General features: G+C 40.8%; 10 protein-coding genes and 1 other annotated feature. All 10 genes read left to right on the forward strand.

Features of this window, described 5'->3' with window-relative positions; genetic code table 11:
- Positions 1-96: 96 nt before the first annotated feature.
- The 10 genes from BSO02S_RS03475 (at position 97) to BSO02S_RS03525 (ending at position 12,699) form a co-directional block, all read left to right on the forward strand.
- Entirely contained in the window at positions 97-2,343 is a 2,247-nt protein-coding gene (locus BSO02S_RS03475; protein ID WP_066062477.1) for an AAA domain-containing protein, read from the forward strand.
- A gap of 146 nt (positions 2,344-2,489) precedes the next feature.
- Positions 2,490-3,281: a hypothetical protein gene (locus BSO02S_RS03480; protein ID WP_066062480.1), complete on the forward strand. Its 792-nt coding sequence runs from the start codon at positions 2,490-2,492 to the stop codon at positions 3,279-3,281.
- A gap of 33 nt (positions 3,282-3,314) precedes the next feature.
- Positions 3,315-4,172 (forward strand): DUF3307 domain-containing protein, encoded by an 858-nt coding sequence (locus BSO02S_RS03485; RefSeq protein ID WP_066062483.1) that lies wholly within the window; start codon positions 3,315-3,317, stop codon positions 4,170-4,172.
- Between the two features lie 210 nt (positions 4,173-4,382).
- Positions 4,383-4,988: an alpha/beta hydrolase gene (locus BSO02S_RS03490; protein ID WP_066062486.1), complete on the forward strand. Its 606-nt coding sequence runs from the start codon at positions 4,383-4,385 to the stop codon at positions 4,986-4,988.
- 235 nt (positions 4,989-5,223) lie between these two features.
- Positions 5,224-5,425 (forward strand) — a binding site (T-box leader).
- A 52-nt stretch (positions 5,426-5,477) separates the two neighbouring features.
- Positions 5,478-6,590, forward strand: a complete 1,113-nt coding sequence (proB, locus tag BSO02S_RS03500; RefSeq protein WP_066062492.1) for a glutamate 5-kinase — start codon at positions 5,478-5,480, stop codon at positions 6,588-6,590.
- A 7-nt stretch (positions 6,591-6,597) separates the two neighbouring features.
- Complete coding sequence (locus tag BSO02S_RS03505) at positions 6,598-7,839, forward strand: glutamate-5-semialdehyde dehydrogenase (RefSeq protein ID WP_066062495.1); 1,242 nt, start codon at positions 6,598-6,600, stop codon at positions 7,837-7,839.
- 94 nt (positions 7,840-7,933) lie between these two features.
- Positions 7,934-10,210 carry an ATP-dependent DNA helicase gene (locus BSO02S_RS03510; protein ID WP_066062498.1) on the forward strand — a complete coding sequence of 759 codons (2,277 nt, stop codon included), beginning with the start codon at positions 7,934-7,936 and terminating at the stop codon, positions 10,208-10,210.
- 177 nt (positions 10,211-10,387) lie between these two features.
- Positions 10,388-10,642 carry a FeoA family protein gene (locus BSO02S_RS03515; protein WP_066062502.1) on the forward strand — a complete coding sequence of 85 codons (255 nt, stop codon included), beginning with the start codon at positions 10,388-10,390 and terminating at the stop codon, positions 10,640-10,642.
- Positions 10,632-11,321: a FeoB small GTPase domain-containing protein gene (locus tag BSO02S_RS03520; RefSeq protein ID WP_066062505.1), complete on the forward strand. Its 690-nt coding sequence runs from the start codon at positions 10,632-10,634 to the stop codon at positions 11,319-11,321. The genes BSO02S_RS03515 and BSO02S_RS03520 overlap by 11 nt, the downstream gene beginning before the upstream one ends.
- Before the next feature lie 4 nt (positions 11,322-11,325).
- Positions 11,326-12,699 (forward strand): nucleoside recognition domain-containing protein, encoded by a 1,374-nt coding sequence (locus BSO02S_RS03525; protein WP_066062508.1) that lies wholly within the window; start codon positions 11,326-11,328, stop codon positions 12,697-12,699.
- The last annotated feature ends 51 nt before the right edge of the window (positions 12,700-12,750 follow it).

Raw genomic sequence — 12,750 nt, forward strand, 5'->3', positions numbered from 1 at the left:
TTGATAGAGCAATAAAATACATGCTATAGTAATTCCATCGCAAACAAGTTCAATCCCATCTGGGTTGGGCTTTTCTTATGTTAAAGGAAGAGATTTATGACACCTACAATTACTTATATTAAAGAATGGCAGCAGGCATTGCAAAATGAAATTTTCCATTTAAAAAAATTTGGCAGCAATAAATTCCTTGTTTCTAACGGTAGGCTGCTATCAAATGATGGTTCTTATACCTATTATTTTGATACCACTGGTTCATTACGGGTACCAGTCGGTTCCACCATTAGACTTGAATGGGGAAATATGAAACAAAGTGGGCGTATTCTTTCTTCGGAAGGGAGAGGAGTCATACTGGCCCTAGAACAATCATTCGGAGACCTAATTCCAAAGGCTTACCTTTTTCACGACCCTTGGGAACTGCTTGAACAACTAATTCAACGACTTGATGATATCAAGAAAAATAAACAAAAACGGTTACGAGTGAAGCGATTGATGGATCCATCAATGCCAGCCAAGCATCCGATTGAAAAAAGTAAAAGCACTGTTCATGAGTTGGTTTTACGATCAAAATACAATCCTGTGACCTTTGTGTGGGGGCCGCCTGGGACAGGGAAGACCTATACATTGGCCCGGACAGCCGCAAATAAATATTTTCAAGAAAAGCGGGTGCTGATTCTGTCACACAGCAACCAAGCAGTCGATGTCCTAATTAGTGAAATTTCTACCTTTATTAAAAAGAAAGAACGTTACTGTGAAGGGGATGTTCTCCGCTATGGTTTTCATTCAGGGGAACTGCTAGCCAATAACGAGGCCCTTACAACAAGTCAACTACTTCAGAAACAGGATCCTCATCTTGCTGAAAACAAGGAGATGTTAATTGCAGAAAGACGGAAATTAAAGCAGGATTTAGCTCGTTCTTTTAGCAAACGGGACACGAATCATTTGTTAGAGCTTGAAACGAAGATTTTAAAAGTGCTTGATAAAATTCGCCAGAAGGAAATCCAGTTTGTGAAGGATGCGTTTGTCGTTGGGACAACGCTGGCAAAAGCAGCGAGCGATCCCGCGATTTATGAAAAGGAATTTGATGTGGTGATCCTTGACGAAGCAAGTATGGCTTATGTTCCGCAGGCTGCATTTGCTGCAACGCTTGCGAAACGCGTCATTATTTGCGGAGATTTTAAACAATTGCCGCCGATTGCCTCCTCAAGGGATCCCTTAGTGACATTGTGGCTAAAAGAGGACATTTTTCACCGGGCCGGTGTGGTTGATTGGATAAAAAACGGCAGGCTTCACCCACATCTTTTTTTATTAAAAGAACAGCGAAGGATGCACCCGGATATATCGGCCTTCACCAATCAATACATCTATCATTCGCTTGTTGGTGATCATGAAAGTGTCTTGAAGAATAGAAAGGGAATTGTGGAAAAGGCACCGTTTGCCGGTCGGGCGGCTATTCTGGTAGATACAAGCTTTACAGGTGCACATTGTATGAGTGAACGGACATCAAATTCTCGAATGAATATCTGGCAGGTGTTGTTGTCGTTTCAATTAATTCATGAATCATATTTGGGAGGTTCGATGTCGATTGGCTATGTAACACCCTATCGTGCTCAAGCCAATTTGATGGAGCTGTTAATTGAAGACTTATATGAAAAAGAGCGCCTAACAGCCGATATTATTGCCGCGACCGTGCACAGATTCCAGGGCAGTGAGCGCGATGTGATGATTTTTGACACCGTTGACAGTGAGCCGCAAACCCGGGCAGGGATGCTTCTTACCGGCAAGGATAGTGAACGATTGATCAATGTGGCCATTACAAGAACAAAAGGGAAGTTCATTCATGTAAGTAATCGCTCCTTTATCCGGAAGCATATCTATATTGGAAAAACACTTCAACAGCTCGTGGAACATCAAGAGAGAAATCTGCAAACGGTTGGGACTGGAGAAATTGGAAATTGGATTAGGAATCAGCACCCAAGATTACAATGGATGCATGCACTTAAATTAGAGAACGTATTCTTGGATATTGAGGCGGCCAGATCATCGATTGTTATCTCTTTACCTGAACAATCAAATCTGTCGGAGAAATGGCAGGAAAAGCTGAGATTTAGGGAGAAAGGTGTAAAATTAATGGTTTTTTCTGAAGAAGAATGGGCGGGGCTTCAAGCTAATCAAATGGTAGGTGCGAGCTTGTCGTTTCCGTTTATTATCATTGACGAGCGGATTTTATGGTTAGGCTTACCTCTAGAGGGGGCAAAAGGAGTCCAGCCGCCATATATTGCTGCAAGGCTGGATTCGGCAAAGGTTTGTGAATATTTTTTAGGACAGTTCCTGGCAGGCGAGTAATTTTGGGGGAAGTCTTTACATCTACAATGAGGTTTACGAACTATAATTTCACTAAACAAACAAATTTATGTGGAGTTTGACATAATAGCCTAATTTGTTTAAAGTTAGATTATATAATCTAACTAATTCGAAGTGAAGGGGATATAATGAATTATCCAATATCGATTTTTATTCTTGATGTGAGTAATTCCTCATCGGAAAAAATGGGGGAAGAACTAACGAATTATTTGGATGAGTTGGTCGGCTGGATTACAAGTTGGACAAAGAACAGTGGACATATCCAAATAAAGCATCGTTCAGGCGATGAAATTATTTTTGTTGGTTCAGGCTATTCAACCGCCTATACCATTGCATTCTTTGTCAGCAGGGTATGGAAATACAAAGACCATAGACCATATTTTGGCTTGGCCTTTGGTGATATTGATAAAGAAATTAAGGATGTTGATATTGAAAAATGGATCCATCCTTTGGTCAAACAAGCCAGATACGCAAATGATTTACTAAAACAAGAACATAACAGGCCCCAATTTAAGTTTGAGCTTGACCAATTTTACCCAAGTGATCTAATAAATACTTTACCATATAATCATTTTAGAAATGAATTCGAGAAACTAATTAATACATTATTAACGTTGCAACAGAAATTTATCTGGAATCAAACGGATATTCAGGAGCTTGTCTGTACGCTCTACCTTTTATTGAATCAGCAAAAAGCGATTGGGAAGCTGCTTGGCAGGACGGCCCCAACGATATCAAGTCACATTAATAAAGGAAATAGTAAAGAAATCCTAGATACTTTTTCTGAAATTAAAAGTATACTTCATTCACTAGAGGCAAAGTCTTACCTAGAAAGTGCAAGTAACCCACAAGATACCAATGAAAAACTCACTGAAAGTATCCGTACTCACTTGAAGGATGGCATACATGCCTTACTTTAATGCCTAAGACCCATAATAGAGAGAGGAGAATTCATGTTATTATTTAGTCTAATTCTTGCCCACTTAATTGCTGATTTTTATTTACAAACAGATGTCATGGTAAAGGAAAAACGAAAGAATTTGCGGAAGCATTTGCTACACCACTTTTTCACCACTACCCTCGTCCTTACAAGTTTCTGGATTTTCCATTTCGGTTTTGCAAATATCTTTAAAAATCTGGTTTTTCCCTTAGCGTTTATCATGGTCACACATCTCATCATCGACATTATAAAGATTAAGCTGCTTAATACAATAAAAATTACTAACGAGGAAAACATGAAGCGGCTTAGTTTTTTTGTTTTGGATCAAATCCTTCATCTAGGAATAATTATTTTAACATGTATGCTATTTTTTCATTTTAACGTAACGAAAATTGAAGGGTTTTTTCATGAAGGTGTGAAATTAGGTCTTTTTAATTCTATTCTATTTATCATAATTATTGTCATCTTAGCAACGAGTGTCAGCGGTCATATCATTAAAATCCTATTAGGTTCATTGCCGAACCAACTTTTAACCTTTGAAGGGAAATATGCTTTTAAAAATGAACGGAAGGAAGCGCATTTTACAAATTTAGGTGAAAAGGGACTAACCGAGGAATTTAATTATACAATTTTTAGCAAGCATGATCTTTCCCGTGGCAAATTAATCGGCTATATTGAAAGATTACTAGTTTTATTGCTTACCTTTTATAGTGCCTTTCCAGCCATCGGGTTTATTGTCGCTGCTAAATCAATTGCACGGTTTAAACAAATGGATGACAGGGACTGGGCGGAATATTTTCTACTGGGGACACTTACATCAATGTTTCTTGGAATTACATTGGGAATTTTCCTGAAAGTGGTATTGACGTAGGCAGTCCTCAACAGCATCCATTGTGATGCTGTTTGTTTATTAATGGGGATTATCGGGTCTAAAAAGTTGACGCAGAACCTATTTCAGTTTAATATTATCTCGAACTCGAGATATATGGATTAAAATTAGTATCTTTTGGTTGATTAGTTTGGGACCATGTTTCAAACAATAGTGCTAAGGAAATTTATTGACTGTGGAAGGGGAAGGACAATGAAACATATTTTTCAAAAAGGGAAAGACACTAGTAAGCCAACTTTTCTGTTGCTGCATGGGACGGGTGGTACAGAGCTAGATTTAGTGCCATTGGCTGGAAAAATTGATGAGGATGCATCCTTTCTTAGTGTCCGCGGCAATGTACTAGAAAATGGAATGCCGCGTTTTTTTCGGAGATTAGCTGAAGGCATTTTTGATGAAGAGGATCTTGTGTTTCGGACAAGAGAATTATTTGAATTCGTTGACGAGGCATCACAAAAATATGGATTTAATCGAAAAAACGTCATCGCGATCGGATATTCGAATGGTGCAAATATTGCCGCAAGCTTATTGTTCCATTATCAAGATGCTTTAAAAGGGGCTATTCTTCATCATCCAATGGTCCCTTTAAGAGGGATTGAATTACCGGATTTATCGGCTAAATCAATATTTATTGGAGCGGGAACAAATGATCCGATTTGTTCTCCCTTGGAATCCGGTGATCTCGAACAAATGCTGGCAAATGCCGGGGCGAATGTCCATCTTCACTGGGAGCACAACGGACATCAACTAACATTTGCAGAGGTCGAAGCCGCAGCGGAATGGTATAAGAAGCTAGATTAAGAAATGGTTCGTTATTTGCCGGAAAAGCTATTTTAATATTTCCGGCATGGAGAGCACATGTGGAAGCTACCTCTAATGTCCCATGTGAAGTTAGAAGATCTGGAATGGGCTAAAAAACAAAAAGGAACTAATCGGGTTTTCCCGGTTAAGTTCCTTTTTGTTTAAATTAAAATTTTCAAAAAACTAGCTTGACAATTTGCCGTTTTCTGCGGATAATCAAATAAATTGAAATAGAAAAACAGTATGGGATTAGTAAACCTTTGGAATGTGATAGAGAGTGAAACCCGTCGGCTGGAAGGTTTCTCATGGAAAAAAGGTTGAACCTGCCCTCACACGCTGCTTATGCAAACATAAGCCGTCCGCCTGCGTTATGGGTATAAAGTGGGTGCATGGCATCAATAAAGGTGGTACCGCGGAAACGACTTTCCGTCCTTTTTTAGGACAGAAGAGTCGTTTTTTTTATTTTACAAAAGGAAGGGTTCGAATGATATGAAAAAACAGCTGGTGGTTGTGAAAATTGGAAGCAGCTCGCTGACAAATGCATCTGGGGTAATATCTGAAGAGAAAATTCGTGACCATGTGGAAGCACTTGCTTTTTTAAAAGAGCAGGGACATGAGGTTATTCTGATTTCATCCGGAGCTGTTGCGGCAGGATTTGGGCCACTTGGATATCCAGCACGGCCAAAAAGTACGGCGGGGAAACAGGCGGCCGCGGCTGTTGGGCAAGGGCTGCTGATGCAAAATTATATACAGTTATTTAAACAGTTTGATATGATGCCAGCGCAAATATTATTGACCCGTGAAGATTTTTATAGTCAGGTCCGTTTTCATAATCTATTTAATACGATTCATGAGCTCCTTCAAAAAGGTGTCCTGCCAATTATTAATGAAAATGATTCGGTAGCAATTGAGGAATTGACCTTTGGCGACAATGATTTGTTGTCAGCACTTGTCAGTGGGTTTTTACATGCTAATGCGCTCATCATTCTAACGGATATTAACGGTCTTTATGACGGAAATCCGAAAGCATCGATTGGGGCAAAAAAGTATCATTTTATCCCAGAGGTTTCCGAAAAATTGCTGGATGTAGCGGGGGAAAGCGGTTCTTCCGTTGGCACGGGTGGAATGAAGTCAAAGCTGCTGGCGGCGAAAAAGGCATTATCTCTCGGTGTCAGCGTCTTTGTTGGTACCGGAACTGGCAAAGAAAAACTGGTCGATATTTTGGCAGGAAAAGGGGATGGGACGTATATTGGCGGCCCCTTCCAAACGCAAATGCAAATGAGAAAGCAGTGGATTGCCTATCACTCACAGGTCGGCGGCGTGATTGAAATCGATGACGGAGCGGAAAAGGCAATTGTGTTTCAGGGGAAAAGTTTACTGCCTGTTGGGGTTACAAAGGTTATTGGTGAGTTTAATGCGTTAGATGTGGTGGTCGTCCGGAACAAAAAAGGAAAAATAGTCGGAAAAGGGCAAATTTTTTATTCCTCTAAGGATTTATTAACCGTAAAAGGTTTGCCGGGGGAACAATCAAAGGGGTATTCCATCAACAAAAAAGCGGAAGTGATTCATCGTGATAACTGGGTCACCATGCCAAAGGAGTGAATGAAGGATGAGTGAATTACTAGAAAAAGCAAGCAAATTAAAAAAAGCCGCGAAACAATTAGCGATGCTGTCGGCTGAAGAAAAAAACGATGCGATATCGATGATGGCGGACCAGCTACTGACTGAGAAGGATTGGATTATAGGTGAAAATGCCAAAGATATAGCAGTTGGAAAAGAAAAAGGATTTTCACCGTCGCTTTTGGATCGGCTCCTGTTAACAGAAGATAGAATTGACCAGATTGTCGATGGAATTCGTCAATTAATAGTGTTGCAAGATCCCATTGGTGAAACCATCGAAGCATGGGAACGACCAAATGGGTTGCGAATCGAGACAATTCGGGTCCCGCTTGGTGTCATCGGAATGGTCTACGAAGCACGTCCAAATGTAACGGTTGATGCCGGAAGTCTTTGTTTAAAAGCCGGAAATGCTGTTCTTTTACGAGGGAGCACTTCGGCGCTCCATTCCAATAAAGCACTTGTGCACGTCATGAGGGAAGCACTTGCGAGAACGGCGATTCCAAAGGATGCGGTGCAGCTTCTAGAGGATACTAGCCGCGAAACAGCGGCTGAAATGTTTAAATTGAATCAATACCTGGATGTCCTTATTCCGCGCGGCGGGGCGGGTTTAATCCAATCAGTGATTCAAAATGCCACCGTTCCTGTTTTAGAAACAGGCGTTGGCAACTGCCATGTGTTTATTGATGAAACAGCAAGTGAAAACATGGCGATTGAGATTGCGATTAATGCGAAATTACATCGGCCTTCTGTTTGTAATGCCGCGGAAACGGTGCTTATCCACGAAAAATGGCCATATGTGGATGCACTGTTGAATTCACTACATGAACGCGGGATAGAAATGCGTGGAGATGAAAAATTAGCCTCGGCATATTCGTTTGTTGAACAAGCTGCGGAAGAAGATTGGCACACGGAATTTTTAGGGCCAATTTTAGCGGTCAAACTCGTCAGCGACGTGAAGGAAGCGATTGAACATATTGACCAGTATGGGACAAAGCATTCAGAAGCAATCATAAGTGAAAATCCGCAAAACGTTCAATTATTTTTCAAGGCAGTTGATGCAGCGGTGTTATATCATAATGCATCTACTCGGTTTACCGATGGGGAGCAGTTCGGCTATGGTGCAGAGATTGGCATTAGCACGCAAAAGCTTCATGCCCGCGGACCAATGGGTCTAAAGGCGATAACGACGTCGAAAGCGATTGTAAAGGGAACAGGCCAAATTCGGTTGTAATCGTGGAAATAGGTGCGGAAAAAGCGCCTATTTTTTTGTTTTCTGTTATACTTAAAATACAAACATATATTCTCATAAATAAGTTGGTGATCTAATGTCTGATGCTCTTCATATATCCGTCAGAACCCTCGTTGAACATGTGTTCCGAAGCGGCAGTATTGATACCCGGTTCCGCTCATCATCACCGCTTCTAGATGGGACAAGGATTCATCAAAAAATCCAGAAAACGTATCAAGATGGGGATCAAAAGGAAGTTTATCTGCGAACTGAAATCCCTTATGAGGGACTTACCTTCAGTATTGATGGTAGATGTGATGGTCTTTTGTTCCATGATGGCGAGGTGACAGTCGACGAAATTAAGTCATTTTCTCAGCCGCTTGAACAACAGGAAGGAGAAGGGTATCCTGTTCACTGGGCACAAGCGAAAATGTATGCCTATATGTATGCGTTGGATCATCATTTACCGGAAATCTTTGTCCAACTGACCTATGTCCATGTTGAAACGGAAGAGAAAAAATATTTTAAAAAGAGCTGCTCCTTTTCGGAACTGGAGAGCTTTGTTTTTGAGGTGCTAGAAAGCTACACACCCTATGCAAAACTGCAAAATGGGCATCTCAACAAACGAAATGATAGTATCAAAGCGTTAACGTTCCCATTTGAAACCTACCGTACAGGACAGCGGAAATTAGCCGGAGCTGTTTATAAAACCATTTTAGATAAAAAAAATCTGTTTGCCAAAGCCCCAACCGGCATCGGCAAAACCATCTCTACCCTTTTTCCCGCAGTGAAGGCAATGGGAGAAGGTCATCTCAATCGCGTTTTTTACCTCACTGCAAAAACGATTACCCGGACCACGGCTGAAGAGGCATTCGACCGAATGCGTTCTAGCGGTTTATGTATGAACACGGTCACAATAACGGCCAAGGATAAGGTGTGTTTCAAGGAGGAAACGATTTGCCAAAAGGATTATTGTGAGTTTGCCAATGGATATTACGACCGAATAAATGGAGCCATTCTCGATATTTTGACAAATGAAAAGGGTATGACCCGTGAAGTGATTGAATCCTATGCACGAAAGCATACCGTCTGTCCGTTTGAATTTTCACTTGACCTTGCCTATGCTGTCGACTCCATCATTTGCGACTATAATTATATTTTCGACCCACGGGTGTCGTTGAAACGCTTGTTCGAGGAGCAAAAGAAATCTACAGCCTTATTGGTCGATGAGGCACATAATCTAGTTGACCGCGGCCGGGAGATGTTTTCAGCCTCTTTAAATAAAGACACGTTTCTCCAATTGAAAAAAGATTTTAAAGGAGTCAATAAGGCAATTTATGATGCCGCACGTAGGTTGAATTCCTCGTTTATTTCATTGAAAAAGGCGAATGCCGATAAAAATGAATTTGTCATAGAGCAGCTTGATGAAGCATTGAAGCTGCAGCTGGTTCAATTTTTAGAGATAGCAGAGCAGGTTCTCCAATCAGAAACATCCCAAAATCTTTTGGAAGCCTACTTCATGGTCAATAATTTCATGAAAATCGTTCCGCTGCTTGATGAACATTATGTTATCTACGGCGAGAAAAATAAAAACAATATTATGGTAAAACTGTTTTGTATTGACCCTTCTAAGCTTCTTAAACAAATGGGAAAAGGGTATCGGGCAAAAGTGCACTTTTCAGCAACCCTATCGCCGTTACCTTACTATCAAGAAATCCTTGGTGGAGAGATTGATGATTATCTGCTTTCCATTCCATCTCCCTTCTCAAAAGAACAGATTGACGTCTGTATTAAACCCGTATCAACACGCTTTCGAGACCGTGAGCGAACGAGAGAATCAATTGTTGCGATGGTCCAATCATTGATTAAAAACCGTCCAGGCAATTATTTAATCTTTTTTCCGTCCTATCAATATTTACTTGCTGTCTATGAACAGTTTAAACAAGAAGATGTTGAAACGAATACACTTATTCAAACCTCAGGGATGACAGAGGCGGAAAGAGAAGCATTCTTGGAGGCCTTTAAACCCGACCAAAAAGAAACATTACTTGGATTTGCGGTCCTTGGCGGGATCTTTTCTGAAGGTGTAGATTTAATTGGAGATCGTTTAAATGGGGTTGTAGTTGTAGGTGTCGGATTACCTCAGCTTTGTTTTGAGCGCAACCTTATTAAGGACCATTTTTATAAGAAGAAAAAAAACGGTTATGATTATGCCTATGTGTATCCGGGAATGAACAAGGTGTTACAGGCGGGAGGAAGATTGATTCGTTCGGAAATGGATCATGGAACAATCGTTCTTGTTGATGATCGGTTTTTACAAAAGCAATATCAAATGCTCCTGCCCCAAGAATGGAGTGGGTACAGAGTAATGTAAGGGTACCATTTGCTTGCTAACGTGCAGATGCGTTTTTTCTATCATAGTGGACCTGTTTTTAGCTGCCTCATGTAGGCGGCTATTTTTATTTAATTAAAAGGTGGCAAAATTAGAAACTATTCATATAATTAATCAAATGTTGCGCGCGGTAAAAAAAATGAAAAAGGGGAAAGAGAGATGGATAAACCTAAAATAATTAAACTGGTACATGGCCAAAAAGGTAACATCATAAAAATTACTTCTTTAAATTTAGATGGTGTGATGAGAAGAAGATTGCTAGATTTAGGATTTGTTTCTGGTGCGATGGTTGAGGTCGTTCGAAAAAGTCCATTAGGAGACCCAATCGCCTTTCGTGTCAGTCAAACAACGATTGCTCTCAGGAAAGAGGAAAGTTCAAGAATCGAGGGGGAGCTGGTGTCCAATGAGGAATGAATACCGGATTGCCTTGGCTGGAAACCCGAATACTGGTAAAAGTACCTTGTTTAATGCGTTAACTGGTCTTAGACAGCATACGGGGAATTGGGCAGGGAAAACCGTTTCCCTTGCGCAAGGTTCTGTTTCGTTTAAGGATAAAACGTTTCAACTCATTGACCTCCCAGGCACCTATTCGCTTTTTTCTAATTCAACAGATGAAGAAGTAGCCCGAAATTATATTGTTTTTGAAAAACCGGATGTAACGGTTGTCGTCCTGGATGCTACATCATTAGAGCGGAATCTTAATCTAGCTTTGCAAGTTTTAGAGATGACAACGAATGTTCTTATTTGTATAAACTTAATTGATGTAGCAGAGCAACAAGGAATTGCCATTAATGAGCGCTTGTTGACTAATCGGTTGGGGGTTCCTGTCATCAAAATTTCAGCTAGGAACAAAAAGGGCTTTCCTATGCTCCTAGATACGATTGATCGTATTGTATCAGGGGCGATTGAATGTCACCCAGCTCAGATGACCTATCCCGATGAAATTGAAGCACAACTCAAGAAAATTGAACCAAAGGTCAGCGAATTTGTTGGAAATCATCTCTCTTCACGCTGGGTTGCTTTGAGATTACTAGATGGTGACGAAGCATTACTCAATGAAATTAATAAACGCTTGGTGCCAGAGGGAGGCTAATGTAATGCGTCTGGAAGAACTATATGAAGAAGCTCAAGTATTGTCGACATCAAAGCTGAGAGATGAAATTGTTCAACATCTCTACGAACGAAGTCACCAATTATGTCACGAAGGAATTTCCTATACAAAATCGAAACGGGACACGAGGACGGATAAACTGGACGCGATTTTTACTTCACCCATATTCGGTTTTCCGATCATGATTACGATGTTGGGAGTGTTGTTTTATTTAACCATTGCCGGGGCTAATATTCCGTCTTCGATGTTAGCGGAGTTTTTTGGTTACTTAGAGGGGTATTTAACATCATTTTTTACGTTTCTTCATGCCCCCGATTGGCTTCATGGCGTCCTTGTTCTCGGTTTATACCGGGGAACGACCTGGGTCATCAGTGTCATGCTCCCTCCGATGGCGATCTTTTTTCCATCATTTGCACTGCTTGAAAATTATGGTTACCTGCCACGTGTTGCCTTTAATATGGATCGGTTGTTTAAACGGGTTGGGGCACATGGTAAACAATCATTAACAATGGCGATGGGATTCGGCTGTAATGCTGCAGCGGTAATCTCTACGAGGATTATTGAATCACCAAGAGAGCGGATGCTCGCCATCCTGACAAATAACTTTGTTCCATGTAATGGCCGCTGGGGAACATTAATCGTCTTAGCTTCGTTATTTATGGCCGCCAATTTTACAGGCGGATTAAAATCGCTTGTCACCACAGGGGTCATTGTTGGAATTGTTATGTTTGGTATAGTGGTTACCTTTTTTGTCTCATGGGTTCTCTCCAAAACAGCTCTTAAGGGCATACCTACTCATTATACGTTAGAGCTCCCACCATACAGGAAGCCGAAAATTTTCGATACGGTTATTCGCTCATCACTTACTAAATCGTGGTCTGTATTAATCCGGGCTGTAAAAGTGGCAGCACCTGCGGCCATCTTAACTTGGGTGTTCGCAAATGTATTCATTGGAGACACTAGTATTCTCATGTATGTAGTTGAGTTTTTAGACCCTTTTGGAAAATTGCTCGGCCTTGATGGTTATATCATGATGGCGTTTATACTAGGATTACCTGCCAATGAAATTGTCCTGCCAATCCTTTTGATGGGTTATTTATCAACGGGTTCCTTAACAGAAGTGGATAGCCTCGTGGATTTGAAGCAAATCTTTCTTAACCACGGCTGGACGTGGCTGACAGCGTTGAACATGATGTTATTTTCCCTGCTTCATTATCCGTGCGGAACGACATTGCTTAATATTTATAAGGAAACGAAAAGCAAAAAATGGACTTTTCTTGCCTTTCTAATCCCAACTATCATTGCCATCCTAGTCCCGCTGATTATTACACAGACAGCGAGAATGTTTGATTTACTATAAAAACAAATAAGACACCACTTTTTGTCAAGTTATAGAGACTAAAAGTGGTGT

The organism is Neobacillus soli NBRC 102451 (genome assembly GCF_001591665.1).
Classification (GTDB): domain Bacteria; phylum Bacillota; class Bacilli; order Bacillales; family Cytobacillaceae; genus Neobacillus; species Neobacillus soli.

Excerpts from the sequence above, each read along its gene's own strand:
- BSO02S_RS03475 (WP_066062477.1), top strand. The coding sequence starts at position 97 with ATGACACCTACAATTACTTATATTAAAGAATGGCAGCAGGCATTGCAA.
- BSO02S_RS03480 (WP_066062480.1), top strand. The coding sequence starts at position 2,490 with ATGAATTATCCAATATCGATTTTTATTCTTGATGTGAGTAATTCCTCA.
- BSO02S_RS03485 (WP_066062483.1), top strand. The coding sequence starts at position 3,315 with ATGTTATTATTTAGTCTAATTCTTGCCCACTTAATTGCTGATTTTTAT.
- BSO02S_RS03490 (WP_066062486.1), top strand. The coding sequence starts at position 4,383 with ATGAAACATATTTTTCAAAAAGGGAAAGACACTAGTAAGCCAACTTTT.
- proB (WP_066062492.1), top strand. The coding sequence starts at position 5,478 with ATGAAAAAACAGCTGGTGGTTGTGAAAATTGGAAGCAGCTCGCTGACA.
- BSO02S_RS03505 (WP_066062495.1), top strand. The coding sequence starts at position 6,598 with ATGAGTGAATTACTAGAAAAAGCAAGCAAATTAAAAAAAGCCGCGAAA.
- BSO02S_RS03510 (WP_066062498.1), top strand. The coding sequence starts at position 7,934 with ATGTCTGATGCTCTTCATATATCCGTCAGAACCCTCGTTGAACATGTG.
- BSO02S_RS03515 (WP_066062502.1), top strand. The coding sequence starts at position 10,388 with ATGGATAAACCTAAAATAATTAAACTGGTACATGGCCAAAAAGGTAAC.
- BSO02S_RS03520 (WP_066062505.1), top strand. The coding sequence starts at position 10,632 with ATGAGGAATGAATACCGGATTGCCTTGGCTGGAAACCCGAATACTGGT.
- BSO02S_RS03525 (WP_066062508.1), top strand. The coding sequence starts at position 11,326 with ATGCGTCTGGAAGAACTATATGAAGAAGCTCAAGTATTGTCGACATCA.